Origin of the sequence: Hymenobacter sp. PAMC 26628 (assembly GCF_001562275.1) — a bacterium.
GTDB lineage: Bacteria > Bacteroidota > Bacteroidia > Cytophagales > Hymenobacteraceae > Hymenobacter.
Map to the genome: position 1 here is coordinate 4,386,584 of NZ_CP014304.1, position 17,744 is coordinate 4,404,327.

The 17,744-nt window shown below is 64.6% G+C and carries 15 protein-coding genes; 5 read left to right on the forward strand and 10 right to left on the reverse strand.

Going from position 1 to position 17,744, the window contains the following annotated elements; translation table 11 throughout:
• Positions 1 to 133: 133 nt before the first annotated feature.
• Positions 134 to 565, forward strand: coding sequence for a large conductance mechanosensitive channel protein MscL (mscL, locus tag AXW84_RS18970; protein WP_068236919.1), 432 nt, complete (start codon positions 134 to 136; stop codon positions 563 to 565).
• A gap of 189 nt (positions 566 to 754) precedes the next feature.
• Entirely contained in the window at positions 755 to 1,132 is a 378-nt protein-coding gene (locus AXW84_RS18975) for a hypothetical protein (RefSeq protein WP_068236922.1), read from the forward strand.
• 242 nt (positions 1,133 to 1,374) lie between these two features.
• On the opposite strand, the gene infB is transcribed toward AXW84_RS18975, so the two are convergent.
• From infB to AXW84_RS18990, 3 genes are all read right to left on the reverse strand, one after another.
• On the reverse strand, positions 1,375 to 4,425 hold the full coding sequence (gene infB, locus AXW84_RS18980) for a translation initiation factor IF-2 (RefSeq protein ID WP_442905546.1): 3,051 nt from the start codon (positions 4,423 to 4,425) through the stop codon (positions 1,375 to 1,377).
• Between the two features lie 180 nt (positions 4,426 to 4,605).
• On the reverse strand, positions 4,606 to 5,991 hold the full coding sequence (gene nusA, locus AXW84_RS18985; protein WP_071892319.1) for a transcription termination factor NusA: 1,386 nt from the start codon (positions 5,989 to 5,991) through the stop codon (positions 4,606 to 4,608).
• A gap of 50 nt (positions 5,992 to 6,041) precedes the next feature.
• Complete coding sequence (locus AXW84_RS18990; protein WP_082773991.1) at positions 6,042 to 6,515, reverse strand: ribosome maturation factor; 474 nt, start codon at positions 6,513 to 6,515, stop codon at positions 6,042 to 6,044.
• 159 nt (positions 6,516 to 6,674) lie between these two features.
• On the opposite strand from AXW84_RS18990, the gene AXW84_RS18995 reads away from it, so the two are divergent.
• The 3 genes from AXW84_RS18995 to AXW84_RS19005 all read left to right on the forward strand — a co-directional run bounded on the left by AXW84_RS18995 (position 6,675) and on the right by AXW84_RS19005 (position 8,955).
• Complete coding sequence (locus AXW84_RS18995) at positions 6,675 to 7,271, forward strand: hypothetical protein (protein WP_068236928.1); 597 nt, start codon at positions 6,675 to 6,677, stop codon at positions 7,269 to 7,271.
• Positions 7,272 to 7,309: 38 nt separating this feature from the next.
• Positions 7,310 to 8,098, forward strand: a complete 789-nt coding sequence (locus AXW84_RS19000) for an alpha/beta fold hydrolase (protein ID WP_068239739.1) — start codon at positions 7,310 to 7,312, stop codon at positions 8,096 to 8,098.
• Positions 8,099 to 8,250: 152 nt separating this feature from the next.
• Positions 8,251 to 8,955 (forward strand): SAM-dependent methyltransferase, encoded by a 705-nt coding sequence (locus AXW84_RS19005; RefSeq protein WP_068236931.1) that lies wholly within the window; start codon positions 8,251 to 8,253, stop codon positions 8,953 to 8,955.
• 79 nt (positions 8,956 to 9,034) lie between these two features.
• Here AXW84_RS19005 and AXW84_RS19010 read toward each other — a convergent pair whose 3' ends face one another.
• From AXW84_RS19010 to AXW84_RS19040, 7 genes are all read right to left on the reverse strand, one after another.
• On the reverse strand, positions 9,035 to 10,396 hold the full coding sequence (locus AXW84_RS19010) for an ammonium transporter (protein WP_082773992.1): 1,362 nt from the start codon (positions 10,394 to 10,396) through the stop codon (positions 9,035 to 9,037).
• Between the two features lie 225 nt (positions 10,397 to 10,621).
• Positions 10,622 to 11,932, reverse strand: a complete 1,311-nt coding sequence (locus AXW84_RS19015) for a sensor histidine kinase (RefSeq protein WP_236943168.1) — start codon at positions 11,930 to 11,932, stop codon at positions 10,622 to 10,624.
• A complete protein-coding gene (locus tag AXW84_RS19020; RefSeq protein WP_068236936.1) occupies positions 11,913 to 13,295 on the reverse strand; it encodes a sigma-54-dependent transcriptional regulator in 1,383 nt (460 codons plus the stop codon). Before AXW84_RS19020 ends, AXW84_RS19015 begins: the two co-directional genes overlap by 20 nt.
• A 65-nt stretch (positions 13,296 to 13,360) precedes the next feature.
• On the reverse strand, positions 13,361 to 14,290 hold the full coding sequence (locus AXW84_RS19025; RefSeq protein WP_071892929.1) for a hypothetical protein: 930 nt from the start codon (positions 14,288 to 14,290) through the stop codon (positions 13,361 to 13,363).
• Between the two features lie 90 nt (positions 14,291 to 14,380).
• On the reverse strand, positions 14,381 to 15,085 hold the full coding sequence (locus tag AXW84_RS19030; RefSeq protein WP_068236942.1) for a head GIN domain-containing protein: 705 nt from the start codon (positions 15,083 to 15,085) through the stop codon (positions 14,381 to 14,383).
• 184 nt (positions 15,086 to 15,269) lie between these two features.
• A complete protein-coding gene (locus AXW84_RS19035; RefSeq protein ID WP_068236945.1) occupies positions 15,270 to 16,478 on the reverse strand; it encodes an ABC transporter permease in 1,209 nt (402 codons plus the stop codon).
• A complete protein-coding gene (locus AXW84_RS19040; RefSeq protein WP_068236948.1) occupies positions 16,475 to 17,728 on the reverse strand; it encodes an ABC transporter permease in 1,254 nt (417 codons plus the stop codon). Before AXW84_RS19040 ends, AXW84_RS19035 begins: the two co-directional genes overlap by 4 nt.
• Between the last annotated feature and the right edge of the window lie 16 nt (positions 17,729 to 17,744).

The following is a 17,744-nucleotide window of genomic DNA, read 5'->3' on the forward strand; positions in this document are numbered from 1 at the left end:
CGGTGCCCTACCCGGCGGGTGTTAAATCCACTGCCACAACTAAATACTGCTATTCGCCCATTACATTTACTTCGCCCCTTTTATCGAGCATTTCGGTTTCTATTTTTCCACCTCCAACCTCCCTCTCCATACTATGGGTGTTGTTTTCGAATTTAAAGAGTTCATTTCTAAGGGCAACGTACTCGACCTTGCTGTGGGCGTCATTATCGGCGCGGCGTTCGGCAAGATTGTCACTTCGCTCACCGACGACATCATCATGCCCATCGTGGGCCTAGGCCTGGGCCACGTCGATTTTACTAACCTCTTCGTGGCGCTAAACGGTGGGCACTATGCTACCATCGCCGACGCCAAAAAGGCCGGGGCCGGCACCCTTAACTACGGCTTGTTCATCAACGCCGTCATCAACTTCCTCATCATCGCCCTCATCATTTTCATGATTGTGAAGGCCACCAATAAAGTAAAGAAGGCGCCCGTAGAAGTAGCCCCCGTGGCCCCGGTGGACACCAAAGACCAAGTGCTGCTTGCCGAAATCCGCGACGCGCTGCGGGCCGGCGGCCGGCTATAATTCGCCGTTAGCTGGCCCAGCCCGGCCGTCTGGCCGGGGCCCTGGCAAGCAGGGCCCCGGCCAGACGGCCGGGCTTCATTTTTGCAGCTCCCCCAGCGGTGCGCGCGGCCGGGTTAGCCCGAGCGAACTTATCTTAATTATTGCCGGTTGCCGCGGTGCTTCTCCAATTCCCTGCCTCTTCCCTGCTGCATGAAAAACCTATTCGCCGCCGTTGGCCTCGCTACCCTAAGTGCGTTGGCCGCCGTTCCCGCTTTCGCCCAGTCGGCCCCGGCCGACCCGCGCCAGCCTAGCCTGACGGCCGAAGAAATCAAGCACAACCAGCAGATGCAGGTGTTGGAAGCGCGTGCTGGTGTGGCCACCGGCAACACCACCCTTGGCCGGGCGGCGGGCCCCGCGCGGCAGTACGATACCAAAGCCGGTGGCTTCACGGTGCGCAAGTTCAAGGCCGCGCCCGGCTCGGGCAAGCAGGAACGCGGCCAGATGCACCCAGCCGGCGGCGCCAACCCGTCGGGCAAGCCCCTGGTGCACAAGCACCCCCGCCGCAAAAAGCACTTCCTGTTCTTCTAAATCACGGATTTTTGGATTAGGACGGATTTTTTGGATTTTGGAGATAGGCTGCTACGGGGCCCCAGGCTCAGTTCTTGGCAGCCCGCGCCACAGCCCTAGAAATACTTTTCGTTGACTTCTCTCCTGCGAGTATAAAAGGCGAGTATAAAAGCAAAAAGGCGACCTGAGAAGGTCGCCTTTTTGCTTTTAATGAATTGGCTACAAAGTCCGAAGCCTCCGTTTGAATCCAGAAAATCCGTGATTTACAGGGTCCGCTTGATTTCTTTCTCTTCAAAGCCCTCAATGTTGTCGCCTTCCTGCAACTCGTTGAAGTTTTTGATGGAAATACCGCACTCGTAGCCCTGGCGCACTTCCGACACATCGTCTTTGAAGCGCTTGAGGTCCTGAATCTCGCCGGTGTGCAGCACAATGCCGTCGCGCACCACCCGCACGCGGGTGCGGCGGGTAAAGGTGCCGTCCGTCACCATACAGCCGGCAATGGTGCCGACCTTGGTAATGTTGAACACGATGCGCACCTCGGCGTTGGCCACCACCACTTCCTGCACCGTCGGGGCCAGCATGCCTTCCATGGCATCCTTCACCTCGTTGATGGCGTTGTAGATGATGCTGTACAAGCGCACGTCAATCTGCTCCTGCTCAGCCAGTTTGCGCGCACTCTGCGAGGGCCGCACCTGGAAGCCGATGATGATGGCATCGGAGGCCGAGGCCAGCAGCACGTCGCTTTCTGAGATGGCGCCTACCCCTTTCGAGAGGATGTTCACCTTCACTTCCGGCGTGCTCAGCTTCAGCAGCGAGTCCGACAAGGCTTCCACCGAGCCGTCCACGTCGCCCTTCACCAAGATGTTCAGTTCCTTAAACGAGCCAATCGCCAGGCGGCGGCCAATCTCGTCGAGGGTGATGTGCTTCTTGGTGCGGATGCTCTGCTCACGGGCCAGCTGCAAGCGCTGGGTAGCCGTTTCGCGGGCTTCGCGCTCCGTCTCCATCACCTGGATGCGGTCGCCGGCCTGCGGGGCCCCGGTCAGGCCGAGCACCTGCACCGGCGTAGCGGGCGGCGCCGTTTTCATTTTCTTGCCGCGGTGGTCGGTCATGGCCTTCACGCGGCCGTAGTGCGGGCCGGCCAGTACGATGTCGCCCACGTTCAGAGTACCGGTTTGAACCAGCACGGTGGTGACGTAGCCCCGGCCTTTATCAAGCGAGGCTTCGATAACGGTGCCAATGGCATTGCGGTCGGGGTTGGCTTTCAGCTCCAGCAGTTCGGCTTCGAGCAATACTTTCTCCAGCAGCTCCTCAATGCCGAGGCCTGACTTGGCCGATACCTCCTGGCTCTGGTACTTGCCGCCCCATTCTTCCACCAGAATATTGATCTGCGACAGCTCCTCGCGGATTTTCTCCGGGTTGGCGCTAGGCTTGTCAATCTTGTTGAGGGCGATGATAATGGGCACCCCCGCCGCCTGGGCGTGGTTGATGGCTTCCTTCGTCTGGGGCATCACCGAGTCGTCGGCGGCCACCACGATAATGGCAATGTCCGTCACCTTGGCACCGCGGGCCCGCATGGCCGTAAAGGCTTCGTGGCCCGGAGTGTCAAGGAAGGTAATCGGGTTGCCGTTCTTAGTTTTCACCTCGTAGGCGCCGATGTGCTGCGTGATGCCACCGGCCTCGCCGCGGGCCACGTTGGCGTCGCGGATGTAGTCAAGCAGCGACGTTTTGCCGTGGTCAACGTGGCCCATGATGGTCACGATGGGGGCCCGGGGGCGCAGGTCTTCTTCTACGTCGCCGGCATCGATGCTGATTTCTTCTTCCTCGGCCGACAGGAATTCTACGTCATAACCGAATTCATCGGCAATCACGGTGATGGCTTCCGCGTCGAGGCGCTGGTTAATGGACACAAACATGCCCATGCCCAGGCACACCTTGATGACCTCGTTCACGTTCACGTCCATCAGCGAGGCTAAGTCGTTGGCCGAGATGAATTCGGTGAGCTTGAGGGTCTTGGCGTCCAGCTCATTCTGAGCGCGCAGGGCCTCGCGGTCCTCGGCCAGCATGCTGCGCTTGTCGCGGCGGTACTTGGCGCGGTTGGTCTGGTTGGTTTTGTTGCCACCCAACTTGGCCAACGTTGCCTTGATTTGCTCTTGGATCTGCTTTTCAGCCTGCTCCGGCGTAAGGGCCGGGGCGTTGGGCCGGGGCGCAGCGGGCTGGCCGGGGCGATTGCCGCCGGCTTGGCCGGGGCGGTTGCCACCCGGCTGGCCGGGGCGGCTGGGGCCACCGCCACCTTGGTTGGGGCGGTTGCCTTGGTAGCCACCACCCGTGCCGGGCGTGTTAGTAGTGGTGCCGGTGCCCGTGCCGGGAGGGCCAGGTAAACGGGCGCGCTTCTTCTGGCCGGGGCCAGCGGGCAAGCCGCGCTTGTTAACATCGGACGACGCAATGGGCCGGGGGCCGCGCCCGCCGGGGCCCCGGCGGTCGTTGTTGGCAGCGGAAAGATCAATCTTGCCAAGTACCGTCAAGCCTTTCAGCTGGTCGGCCTTGGCAGTAATGGTGCCGGCCGGCTCTTCGGCCACGGGAACCGCAGCCTCGGGAACTACTGCAACGGCCGGCGCGGCCGCCACGGGGGCAGCGGCTACTGGCGCGGCAGCCACCGGCGCGGGAGCAACCGGAGCCGGCGCAGGAACAGCCGCCGCAACGGGCGCTGCGGCCGGAGCCGGGGCGGGCGCCGCCACTGGGGCAGCAGCTTGCACCGGCGCAGCCACTGGCTGCGGGGCAACTGGAGCCGGGGCGGGCGCCGCGGCTACCGGAGCAGCTACTACGGGTGCCGGGGCGGCTACCGGAGGGGCTGCAACTGGCGCAGTAGGCGCCTCTACAGGCTTGGGGCGGGGGGGTACCACGCGGCCACGGCTGTCGAGCTCAATTTTACCCAGCACTTTCAGGCCAGGCACAGAGGGCGTTTCGGGCGCAGGGGCAGCCGGTGCTACCACCGCTACCGGAGCCTCGGGCGCTGCCTGGGCAGCCACCGGGGCCGGGGACGGCGTAGATACCGGGGCCGGTGTAGAGACTGGCGTGGGCGCAGGCTTCGCTGCCACTGCCGGCGCGGGGCGCGGCGGGGTGGGCGCAGGCTTAGGTACCGCGTCCAAATCGCTCTGGCGCTTGGCCTGAATGATTTTCTGCGACTCCTGCCGGTCGAGCGCCGACGAGGCAAACTCCTTCTCCAACAAGCTCACTTGGTCCGCGGTCAGCTTCGTGGTGGGCTTATTCTCTACTTGTGTTCCTTTTTTGGCCAGGGCCGCAACGGCCGTGTCCATGCCAATTCCCAGGTCTTTGGCCGCCTGTTGTAGCCGTTTCGGGGTTGCTTCCGCCATTCTATATTTCTCGCGAACGATACGCTTCTAAGTACAAAGGTATTACATTAAATCTTGCCAGCGAGGCGCAAACCGCGCCCACTGGCGCGATTTAACTTCCTTGCCGTACCAGCCGCCCGGCCGTCATTGGGCCGCTTCGGCGGCTGAGCCAGCGCCCGTTTCCTCGGAGGTTGGAGCAGGGGCCCCGGCCTCAGTTGCTGTTTCCACATTTTCGGCCACGGGGGCTGGCTTTTTGCTGGCTTCGGCCTGCCGCTCGTCGAGGTCGTCGTCGTCGGCAAACTCTTGACGGATAACCCGGTAGAGGTCGTCCACCGTTTCTTCTTCCAACTCCGTGCGGCGCACGATGTCGTCTTTTTTCACGGCCAATACAGCGCGGCCGGTGTCGAGGCCTATTTTCTTCAGCTCGGCAATGATCCAGGGCTCAATCTCGTCGCTGAATTCTTCCAGCGAGATGTCTTCCTCGTAGTCAATGGCTTCGCGGAACACGTCGATTTCCATGCCCACCAACCGGCTGGCCAGCTTGATGTTGGCGCCGCCGCGACCAATGGCCAAGCTCACCTGGTCGGGCTTCATGAACACCGATACGCGGCCGTTTTCGGGGTTGATTTTCATCGAGCCCACTTTGGCCGGCGACAGGGCCCGGGCGATGTACAGCTCCAGGTTGTCGGTGTAGTTGATGATGTCGATGTTCTCGTTCTCCAGCTCGCGCACCACCGGGTGGATGCGGCTGCCCTTCATGCCCACGCAGGCGCCCACGGGGTCGATGCGCTCGTCGTAGCTTTCCACGGCCACTTTGGCGCGCTCGCCGGGCTCGCGCACCACGTTTTTGATGGTGATGAGGCCGTCGTAAATCTCGGGCACTTCCAGCTCAAACAATCGCTCCAAGAACGCCGGGGCGGCGCGCGAAAGGATAATTTTCGGCGTGCCGTTGATGACTTCCACGCGGTGCACCACGGCGCGCACGGTGTCGCCCTTGCGGAAGCGGTCCTTAGGAATCTGCTCGCCCTTGGGCATCACCAGCTCGTTGTCGTCCTTGTCCATGATGAGGGCCTCGCGGCTCCACACCTGGTACACTTCGCCGGTTACGATTTCGCCCACTTGGTCCTTGTACTTTTGGTACAGGTTGTCGCGCTCGAGGTCCTTCACGCGCTGAATCAGCGTCTGGCGGGCCATGAGCACGGCGCGGCGGCCGAAGTCTTCGAGCTTGATGGACACGGGCAGGGTTTCGCCTACTTCGAAGTCGGGCTCAATTTTCTGGGCCTCGGCCAGCGGAATCTTGTCGAAGTCCCAGATGTCCTCCGAGTTGTCGTCCACGATTTCGCGGTTGCGCCAGATTTCTAAGTCGCCGTTGTCGGGGTTGATAATGACGTCGAAGTTGCTGTCCTCCTCAAACTTCTTGCGAATCATCGTGCGGAACACCTCGTCCAGGATGGACATCATCGTGGGCCGGTCGATGTTTTTGCTGCGCGCAAATTCGCCGAAGGATTCGATTAGTTCGTTGCTGTTCATAGTAATGGTCGGTAGTGCGGGGCCCCGGCAACGGGTACCCGCTAACTGGCTTACTTAAAAGAGATAACAACCGTGGCCTCCTTTATGTCCCCGAAAGGATAAAAGGCGGCGGGCAGGATGCTTTTTTTGGTTTTGACTTTAACGACTTCGGCAATCTCGACGCCCTCCGAAGTGGCGGCGAGCAGTTCGCCGGTTTTCTCGGTGCCGTCGGCCAGCTTAAGGGCCAGCGAGCGGCCGATGTGGCGCTGGTACTGGCGCGGGTCGGTGAGGGGCTGGTCGGCGCCGGGGCTCGTCACTTCGAGCGAGTAGGCGGCTTCTTCGCCGTAGTGCTCGTCGATGCGGCGGGCCAGGCGGCGGCTCACCTTAGCGCACTCTTCGATGCCCAAGCCCTGGGGCCCGTCGAGGGTGACCGTCACCTTGGGTAAAACCGAATCGGAGACGGTAAGATTCACCAGGAACACGTCCACGTCGTCGCCGATGGCGTCGTGGAGCATTTGCAGCACTAAAGCGCGGTCGAGGACCATAAATTAACCCGGGGCTAGGACAAAAAAAGAGGGGACTGCGCGTCCCCTCTTTTCAGATTGAATACCAAACTTCGGGTGCAAAGGTACGGCGTTGCCGCCGCCAAAGCAAACCGCGCCGGGGGCCCCTACCTTTGGCCGCCGTACCGTTTTGGCCGCCTTATGAAATTTGTTTTGCTGCGCCCGCTGCTCGAAGTGCTGGCGGTGCTGGCCCTGGTGCTGGGCGCGGCGCGGTGGGTGGCCGGCTGGTTTGGCAAGCGCACCCACACCTACCGCGTCACGGCGGCGCGGCAGCTGCGGCTGCTGGCCTGGCCCCTGCTGGCGCTGGGCACCGGCCTGAGCGTGGTGCCGGCCCTGGCCATGGGGCCCCACGGCAACGCCAGCCCACTGGAGTGGGGCCTGGCCGCCGCGCTGGTGGCCGTGGCGCTGGCGCTGGGGGCCCCGGCGGCGGTGCTGCACCTGCGCTACTGGGTGCTGAACCACGAAACCGTGCTGGTGCTGGAGCCCCAGGCCAACCGCCTCGAAGTGTACCAGCACGGCCAGCGACAGTACTTCGAACGGCGCGACATTGCCCGGGTGCAGCGCGTGACGTGCCGCACCCGGGCCACCTTTTGGGCCCCGTATAACTACGTGCGCTTGCTGCTGCACGACGGCCGTGAAATCGTGCTTACCTCGCTGCTGGCCGACCTGGAGCCGCTGACCGTGTTCCTGCGTTCGGTGCCCACCGACCGGCGCACCGTGGCTTGGGCCTGGGCGTAGCCGGGGCCCAACCGGCGGCCGCGCCCGACCTTTGCCCCATGTCCGCTTCTCCCCTACTGCACTACCTCGACCAGGGCCAGGGCCGGCCGCTGGTAATTCTCCACGGCTTGTTTGGCACGCTGGATAATTGGCAGACGCTGGCCCGCCGCTGGGCCCAGGACGCCGGCCTACGCGTCGTGAGCGTGGATTTGCGCAACCACGGCCGCTCGTTTCACAGCCCCGACCACAGCTACGACGCCATGGCCGCCGACGTGGGGGCCCTGTTCGACCACCTCGGCCTGGGCCCCGACACGGCGCTGCTGGGCCACAGTATGGGCGGCAAAGTGGCCATGCGCTTCGCCCTGGGCCACCCCGAGCGCCTGGCCCGCCTCATCGTGCTCGACATCGCGCCCGGCTTCTCCGACATGACGCACCAAGACGAGGTGCTGGCCGGACTGCGCGCCGTGAACTCGGCCGCCATCACCAACCGGCAGGAGGCCGACGCGGCGCTGGGCCAGCACATCCGCGCAGTGGGCGTGCGGCAGTTCCTGCTGAAAAACCTGTACCGCGACGAGACAAACGCCTTTGCCTGGCGCATCAACCTGCCGGTGCTGGCCGGGGCCATGGCGGCCGTGGGCGAAGAAATCACGGGCGAGCCGTTCCTGAAACCGGCCTTGTTCGTGCGCGGCGGCAAGTCGAATTATATCACGTCTAACGACAAGCTGTACGTCATCCCGACGCTGTTCCCGAATTCGGAAGTGGCCACTGTGCCCGACGCCGGCCACTGGCTGCACGCCGAAAAGCCCGACGAAGTGTACGAGCTGGTGCGCGCATTTGTGGGGCAGTAGCCTTGTAGAAAAAAGCCGTCGTGCTCATCTAGCGTCCGCACAGCCGAAGCACCTCTCCCGCAGCAGCAAATAATTACTTACGCGGGAGAGATGCTTCGACAAGCTCAGCATGACGACCTCATTGAGTAAATTCTTCATCTCCCAATTTCCCCTTGCCGCTCTACCTCATCCCCACGCCCCTGGCCGACGACACGGCCGCGCAGGTACTGCCGCCGCAGGTGGTGGCCGCCGTGGCCCGCCTCCCCTACTTTTTGGTGGAAAACGTCCGCACGGCGCGGCGCTTCGTGAAGAGCGTGGCCCCGGCGCGGGTGATTGAGGACATTCGTTTCGGCGTGATTGACAAAGACAGCACGCCGGCCGAGGTGCGCGCCGCGCTGGAGCCGCTGCTGCGCGAGGGCCTGGACGCCGGCGTGCTCAGCGAAGCCGGCTGCCCGGGCATTGCCGACCCAGGCGCGGCACTAGCCGCCGAGGCCCACCGGCTGGGCCTGCGCGTGGTGCCGCTGGTGGGGCCCTCGTCGCTGCTGCTGGCCCTGATGGCTTCGGGCCTGAACGGGCAGCAGTTTGCCTTCCACGGCTACTTACCCATCGAGAAAGGGCCACGGGCCACGGCCATCAAGGCGCTGGAGCGCGAGGCCCAGCAGCGCAACCAAAGCCAGCTGTTCATTGAAACGCCCTACCGCAACGGGGCCCTATTTCTGGATTTATTGGCGCATTTGCAGCCCGCCACGCGGCTGTGCGTAGCGGCCGATGTGACGGGGGCGGGCGAGTTCATCTGCACGCGGCCGGTGAGCGAATGGCGGCGGCAAGCGGCACCGGAATTGCACAAAATTCCAACCGTATTTGTACTAGGAGTATAAAAATATACTAAGAGCACAAAAAGAGGGCCCCGATGGCGAACCTGTTTCACCGCCGGGGCCCTCTTTTTTGGTTACAAACTTAGCTTACCAACACTGTTTCGCCGTGCTGGGTAGTGTCGAGGCCGTAGGCTTCGTTCTCGGCGTTCACCCGAATGGGGATGAGCAGGTTGGTGAACTTATAAAGCAGGTAGGAGCCGCTGAACGTGAAGGCCGAAATGAACACCAGGGCCCCCAGGTGCTTCCAGAGCAGCACCGCCGAGCCGGTGGTGGCCAAGCCGCCCTCCTTGGCAAATATGGCCGTTAAAATCATGCCCACGATGCCGCCCACGCCGTGGCACGGGAACACATCGAGGGTGTCGTCGAGGGTCGTGCGGTTTTTCAACTCGATGGCGAAGGCGCTGACGGCCGCGGCCACCACGCCAATGAACAGCGCCGGGCCGTAGCTAACGTAGCCCGCGCCGGGCGTGATGGCCACCAGGCCCACCACGGCCCCCACGGCCGCGCCCACCGCCGACGGCCGCCGGCCGCGCACCACTTCAATCAGCATCCAGGTGAGCATGGCGGCGGCCGAGGCCATGTGGGTGGTGAAGAACGCCTGCACGGCCACCGCGTTGGCCGCTAGTGCCGAGCCGGCGTTGAAGCCGAACCAGCCGAACCACAGCAGGCCGGTGCCGAGCAGCACGAAGGGCACGTTGGGCGGCACGTGCTGGTGGCCGTCGGCGTGGCTTTGGCGGCGGCCCAGGGCCAGGGCGCCGGCCAGGGCCGCGAAGCCCGCCGAGATGTGCACCACCGTGCCGCCCGCAAAATCGAGCACGCCCCACTTGAACAGAAAGCCGTCGGGGTGCCAGGTCCAGTGGGCCAGGGGGCAGTAGATGAGCAGGCTGAACAGGCTGATGAACAGCAGGTAGCCCCAGAACCGGATGCGCTCGGCGAAGGCCCCGCTGATGAGGGCCGGCGTGATGATGGCAAACTTGAGCTGGAACGCCGCGAACAGCACCAGCGGCAAGTTAGGGGCGATGCGTGGGTGCGGGGCCGTGCCCACGTGGTTGAAGAGGAAAAACGTGCCGGGGTTGCCCACGAAGCCGCCGATGCTGTCGCCGAAGGCCAGCGAAAAGCCCACCACGTACCACAGCATCGAAATCACGGCCAGCGCAATAAAGCTCTGCAACAGCGTGGAAATCACGCTCTTCTTGTTCACCATGCCGCCGTAGAAGAAGGCCAGGCCGGGCGTCATCAGCAACACCAGGCCCGAGGCGCTCAGCATCCAGGCGATGTCGGCGGGCTCGAAGGCCTTGGGCTTGGCCTCGGGGTGCACCTGGGGCACAAAGGCCGCCGCGCAGGCCAGCACGAGCAAGACGCCCAGGCAGACGGCCGATACCCGCTGCTTGCGGGCTGCGCCGGCTTCGGTTTCGATACCGTCTGATTCGAGTTCAGTTATCATTTGTCGAAGGATAGGTTGTTTTCAAGGGTCGTCTTCGACAAAAATATAGATTATTTATAAAAACCACTCCTATTTAATAAGGCATTTTAATTTTTTTAATTTTCACCCGAATGTTCACGCCTAGCCAACCGCTACCGCAGCAGCGGCCCCCGCGGGCCCACCCCGCGCGCTACCTGCCCGGCAGGCCCGCGGCCCACCGGGCGCGGCAGCGAAGCGCGGGGCCTTTCACGGCAAGCCGATGGTAAAGGCCGTGCGTCCCTCGGGCCCAGTGGCCAGGCCAAACGCGAAGCCGTGGGCCAGCAGCACGTCGCGCACCAGCGTGAGGCCAATGCCCTGCCCGCCACGCTTGGTGCTGAAAAACGCCGTAAACAGCCGCTCGCGCACTTCGGACGTGAGCGAGGCCCCATCATTCTCAATACTGATGCTGAACGGGTTGGCCGTGGTGCGCACCCAAATATTGCCGTCCGTACCGATGGCTTCGAGGGCGTTTTTGGCCACGTTCAGCAGGGCTTGTTCCAGCTGCGGGGCGTCGGCTTCGATGACGAGTGGGGCGGCGGCCAAGGCCCAGTGCCAGGCCACGCGGCGCTCGGCGCTCTGGGGCCCCAGCAAGCGGCCTAGGTTGCGCAGCAGGGCGTGCACGTCGGTGGGCGCGAGCTGGGGAGCGGGCAGGCGCACGAGGCGGGCAAAGTCGGCGATGAAGCTGGCCAGCTGGGTGTTGCGGGTGATGCTCACGTCGAGGGCTTCGGTGAAATCGGGGCGGTCGGCGGGCGCGAGCTGCGGGGCGTAGCGCTGGAAGCTGCCCAAAATGGAGTTGATGGCCCCGATGGAGTTGTTGATTTCGTGCGACATGAGCCGGATGAGCTGCTCGTAGGCCTGCTTTTCCTGCTTGATCAGCTCCTGCGTCAGCTCTTCCAGCACGACGAACCGCCGCGTGAAGCCGCGGTCGAGGAAGTGCGCGGCGTGGGCGCGGTAGGCTTGCAGGCCCGAGAGGCGCAGCGCCCGCGGCTGGCCCTCGGCCAGGGCCCCCAGCGCGGGGCCCCAGGGCCCCGGCAGCGCGGCCAGCGGCTGCCCCAGCCAGGCCGGGGGCCCCGGCGCCGGGCCGATGAAGCGCACCGCCGCCGCGTTGGCCTGCTCCACATTCCCTTCAAAATCAAGGATTAATACGCCGGCCGGCGAGGCTTCGATGAGGCGTTCGAGCAGGATGCTTTTCTCGTGCTGGCTCACCCGCTCGCGGCGCAGCGCGTCAATCATCGAATTGTAAACGCCAATGAGCTGGTCCATTTCGCGCTGGCCCACGGGCACGAATTTCAGGGTGAAATCGCGCGCTTGCATGGCCGCCGTGCCCGCCGCAATGAGCTGCAGCGGCCGCACGAAGCCCCGGTAGAGCTGCGCACTCAGCACCAGGCTGCCCAGCAGCAGCAGCTCGGTGGCCACGAACAGCACGGCGTTGGTGGTGCGCAACTGGGCGGCCAGCGCCAGCAGCACGGCGTGGATGACCACGACGAAGAGTAGAAACTTAACCCGCAGGCTCATCATAAGGAATGCCGTATTTGTCGAGGCGCCGGTACAGGGCCCCGCGGCTGAGGCCCAGGGCCCGGGCCACCCGGCTCAAATTGCCCTGGTGGTGGGCCACGCTCTGGCGAATGGCCTGCGCTTCCAGCTGGTCGAGGGTGAGCGTGCCGGGCACGGGCGGGGCCCCGGGGGCGGCGAATGGCGCCGTGGCGGCCCCGCTCTGCTGGAAATCGGCGGGCGTCAGCTCGTCGTGGCCGCTGACGAGCACGGCGCGCTCGACCAGGTTTTTCAACTCGCGGATGTTGCCGGGCAGCGGCTGCGCTTGCAGCCAGTGCAGCGCGGGGGCCCCCACGCGCAGGCCGGGCCGCTGGTAGGTAGCGCGCAGCTGGGCCAGGAAGTGGCGCACCAGCAGCGGCACGTCGTGGGGCCGCTCGCGCAGGGCGGGCAGGCGCAGCGTGATGAGGTTGAGGCGGTAGAACAGGTCTTCGCGGAAGCGGCCCTGGGCCACCAGCTCCGCCAGGTTCTTGTTGGTGGCGGCCACCACGCGCAGGTCCAGCCGCCGCGGCTTGCTGTCGCCGAGCACCTCGTAGGTGCGGTCTTGCAGCACGCGCAGCAGCTTCACCTGGCTGGCCAGCTCCAACTCGCCGATTTCATCCAGGAAAATGGTGCCGCCGTTCGCCAGCTCGAAGCGGCCCACCCGGTCGGCCTTGGCGTCGGTGAAGGCCCCGCGCCGGTGGCCAAACAGCTCGCTCTCAAACAGCGACGACGAGATGCCGCCCAGGTTCACCTTCACGAAGGGCTGGCCGCGGCGGCGACTGTTCTGGTGCAGGGCCTCGGCAATCAGCTCCTTGCCGGTGCCGCTTTCGCCCTCGATGAGCACCGCCGCGTCAGTGGTCGCCACCTGGCCCACCTGGCGCAGCACGGCCAGCAGGCGCTCGTCTTCGCCCACGATGGCGCTGAGGGATAGTTGCTTGTCCAGGGCCCGGCGGCCGGGCGGGGCCCCGGCGGCGGGCCCAGGGCCCCGCAGCGCCAGCACCGTGCCGATGGTCTGGAGCAGGGCGTCGTTGTGCCAGGGCTTGGTTACGAATTCGGCGGCGCCGGCCTTCATGCCCGCCACGGCCAGCGCAATGGAGCCCCAGCCGGTGATGAGCACCACCGGCACCAGCGGGGCCAACGCCTTGATTTCGCGCAGCAAGGCCAGCCCGTCGTCGCCGGTGGTGGCGCGCGAGAAGTTCATGTCGAGCAGCACCAGGGCCGGCGTTTCGGCGCGCACGGCGGCCAGGGCCCCGGCGGGGCCGTCGGCGGCGCGGGTGGTGTAGCCGGCTTGCTTCAGCAGCAGGCCCAACGAGGTGCGCACGGCCAGGTCGTCGTCAACAATCAGAACCACGGGTTGGGGCAGAGTAGAGCGGGTTTCACAGGTTCTGGGGCAGAATTGACGCTGGCCGGGGGAGCTTACTGCACGCCAAAAACGTGGTTTCTATAATCAATAATGACGACGTTGTGCAAAAAATAGGCGTTGCCAGTAATGCCCCAGATATTTTCCTGGCGGTAAAAATCAGCAAACTTATCCAGGTTGTCGGCATACACCAGGGCGGTTGGCAGCGGCTGCCGGCCGAAGTAAACAGGAGCTTGCACGCGGCGGCCGTACACGTAGTAATAGGTGCCCCAGGTCGAAGTTTTGACCGAATCCTGCACCGCGCCCGGTGCCAGGGCCGCTGCCCGCGGCCGGGTTGTGAGCAGCGCAAACAAGCTGGAGCCGGTATCGAAGAGCAAGTCCTGCGTGACGTTGTTGATGCGCAACGGAATCTTGATGCGCCCATCCTTCAGCTTGAAAGGCTGAAAAGAAGCGTGGGCAAATGCCGCCGGCACCTTGTCCGTGACGCAAAACCGTTGGTGCGGGTAGTCAATAACCAGCACTTTGCCCTGAAAAAGGTCGGGCCCCACGGTGCCAATATGTACCGGGTGCGCGTCGGCCAGCGCGGCTGCCGTGAGCGAGTCGCCAAAATTTTTGAAGGTGCCTACGTCGCGCTGCCCGAAGCTCACCGGACCCAGCTTGAGGGCCACGTGGGTCAGCATCGCATTTTTTTGGCTTTGCATCCGGAATGTGCGCGTCGTGTCGAGCTTGGCTTTCAGGGCAGGGTATTTTTCGAGGTAGGGTTGGAGGGGATTGCCGTACACCACCGTTGTCACCGCCCCCAGGTCCAGCTGCATCAGAAAGCGGTGGGGCAGGTTGTCGAGGGTGACCGGTACCATGATGGCCGCTTTGTCGAAGTGCCGGCCGGCCAGCGTGGTACCAGACCAGCTAAAGGGAATCCAAGGCAGCTGCTGCCCAAAGGCGGGGGTAGCAAGCAGCAAGGTAAATAGGGCAACTAACCGGGCCATGTAGTGGAGCAAACGAGGTAGAGGAGGCGGGATGAGCGCTAAAATGATGAACAATTTCTGCGCAATCCGTTAAACCGGTAGCCTAGCCATTTACATGCTGCGCACGCTGCCGCCGCTGCCGGTGTGCTTCGTGACGGTGGGCGCGCCCTGGTACTTGATGCTGGCGCCGCTGCTGGCCTCGGCCACCAGGGCCTCGCGCACGGCTATTTTCAGGGTGCTGCCGCTGCTGGCCTGGGCCTCGCACTTGTCGGTTTGCAGGTCCTTGCCGTTGAAGACGGAGCCGCTGCCGGTGCGGATGTCGAGGTGCGGGGCCTTGCCCTTGAGGGTGATGACGCTGCCGCTGCCCTGGCGCACGGTGAGGTCGGTGGTGGCAATGTCGGCCCGCAGCGAGGCCCCCGACGACACGTCGAGCTGGAAATTGGGGGCCGCGTAGTCGCCCTTGGCGTCCACGGCCGCGCCGCTGCCGGCCGTGAGGGCCGTGAGCTGGTCGGCCGTTACGGCCACGCGCAGGTGCTGGGTGCTGGTGTTGCGGCGGGTATCACTGTCGGGATTTTCGTAGCGAATGACGAGTACGCCGTCCTCCACGGTGGTTTTGATGCGGTCGCGCATTTCGGTAGTGGCGGCGCTGGCCTCCACGCGCTGGCCGTGGCCGGCGGTGAGGTCCAGGGCAATGCCGGTACCGACCTTGATGGCGTGGAACGGGGCCACCGGGCGCACCTGCGCGTCGGTGGTTTGGGCAAGGGCGGGCACCAGGGCCAGCGACCAGAGCAGGGCGGGGAGAACGAAATTTTTCATGCGAACAGAGAAAGAAGAAGGTGAAGCAAGGATTTGGCGCGGCTACCGGGCCCCGGACCGGTTCGTTACAGCAGCCAGCAAATAAACCTGGTACAGCCGGGACGTTAGATGCGACGGGAGCATCGCCGGTTGCCCGGGGCCCTAAAAAACGACGCCGTACCGCGTCGGTGGGGCCCCGGGATCGTTACTCCTCGCGCAGGGCCACCGCCGGCTGGATGCCCGCGGCCAACCGGCTGGGGTACAGCGCGCAGCCTGTGGCCAGCAGATACAGGCCCGCCGCCGCCATAGCCATGGCCGTGCCGTACACCCCGGCCGGCACGCCCAGCACCCCCAGCAGCGGGAACTGCACGGCCACCAGCAGCCCCAGCCCCAGCCCAAACGTGGTGAGCACCAGGATTTCGCCCACCACCTGCCCACTAATGGCCGCGCCCGTGGCCCCCATGGCCCGGCGCACGCCCAGCTCGCCCCGCCGCTGGCTGATGTTGAGCCACAGCACCCCGTACAGCCCCAACGCCACGTTGATGAGCAAAAACAGGCTCACCACGCCCAGGATGACGGGCGGCGTGAGCAGCTGCTTGAACTGCACGCGGCGCTGGTTGGCCAGCGGGGTGATGGTGCTTGACCAAGTAGGGTTGAGGGCGCGGATGTCGTCGCTGATTTTCTTTTCCAGCGCGGCCCCGCTGCCGGGCTGCACCCGCACCAGCAGCGTGGTGAGGGCATCGGTGGTGTCCTGCGGGCTGACGTACAAGAAAATAGCGGGCTTGGGCTCGCTCAATTCGCCATCGCCGCGGTAGGGCCCGCTCACCCCCACCACCCGCCACGCTTGGGGCAGCATGCGGGTGGGGCCCCCTTCGATGACCCGGCCCAGCGGCGACTCGCCGGGCGCGAACAGCGCGTCGCGCAACGATTCAGTGATGACGACGGCGCGGCTGTTGGCGGCTTCGTCGCGGCGGTCGAACCAGCGGCCGGCTTTCAGTTGCAACCCCATCACCTCCCGGAATTCGGGGCTGGCGTTGTAGTAGTTGGCCACTTCGCAGACGCGCTTGTTAGTCCCTTCGCCCGCCGACAGGTCGCCGTTGTTGGAAGCAAAAGCGTAGGGCGTGTTGCCCTCGCTGCGCGACACGCCGGCCACGCCGGGGGTATCTTTCAGGTGTTGGATGATTTGTTGCAGGGTACCCAGCACTTGCCCGCGGCTGGGCTGGCCGCCGGGGCTCAGGCTGACGTCCCACACCTGCTCGTAGGCGAAGCCCAGCGGGGCGCGGTAGTTCTGCCACAGGTACACGCCCAGGCTGCTCACGGCGAACAGCACCACGAAGGCCAGCAGGATTTCGAGCACCAGCAGGCCGTTGGCGCGCTTGCGGTTCCACATCAGGGTGAACAGGTGGCGGATCATGCGGCGTTGTCTCCTTTCAGAGCCTTAACGGCCTGTAGCTTGGACATTTTGTAAGCCGGGTAGGCCCCCGACAGGATGCCGAAAAACAGCACCACGCCCAGCCCCATCCCCAGCACGCGCCCGTTCAGGGCAAACTCCGAATGCGGAATGAACTGGCTGCTGTTGAGCAGGTGCAGGGCCCCGGCGGCCAGCCCCAGGCCCAGCACGCCGCCCAGCAGCGTGAGGAAAATATTCTCGACCAGAAACTGCCCCGTGAGCCGGCGCGCCGTGGCCCCGAAGGCCTTGCGCACCCCAATCTCACCCGAACGTTCCAGGGTGCGGCTCACGTTGATGTTCACCAGGTTGAGGGCCGGCAGCAGCATGAACAGCAGGCCCAGCAGCCCCAGCAGCCCCAGGAAGCGGTTGCCGCCGCCGGGGGCCAGCTCGCCGCCGCTGAAGCGCGCCGTGAGGTTGGTCATCAGCGGCAGGGCGTGCGAGACCAGCCGCGCGTATTTCTGGGGGTCGGGCAGGGGCTGGCGGGTAATAAGCTGGTCGTACTCGTCCTGCACCCGCTGCACATCGCCGGGGCCCCGGGCCAGCACAATGGCCTGGTAGGCCCCCAGCAGGTCGGGCTTGCGCAGGTCGTCGGGCGTGGTAGTGATGGGTACCCACACGTCGGCGTAGGTGAGCAGGCGCATCACGGGCACGTCGTGCACCACGCCCACCACCCGGTAGCGCACGGCGTCCACCTCCACGGTTTGGCCCACCGCGCCGGCCACCGCGCCGAAGTATTGCCGGGCCGTGGTTTCGTTGATGACGGCCACGTGGGCCGCCGCGCCCACCTCCTGCAAGTTGTAGGGCCGGCCGGCGAGGAAGTCGAAGTCCAGCACCTGCCAGAATTCGCCGTCGGTGCGCCGCTGGTCGAGCTTCAGCGTGTGCTGGCCCACGTAGGCCACCGCCGTGCCAGGGTTGGCTTCGCTGACGGATACTTTTTCCGGCGTGCGCAGGGCCTTCATTTGCTGGTTCACAAAGGCGTAGCCCACGCTCGAATTGTTCTGCCCGCCCCCTTTGTAGAGCAGCTGCATGCGGTTCACAAACAGCAGCCGGTCGGTGCGCAGCTCGGGCCGGTGGGGCCCCACGGCGTAGTCGAAAAAGGCGTATATCACCAGCAAAATCATCAGCGTGAAGCTGATGCCGAACAGGCTGATGGCGGTGAAGAACTTGCGCCGCAGCAGCACCTTCCAGGCGATTTTCAAGTAGTTCCACAGCATGGCGGGTGGGGTTTAA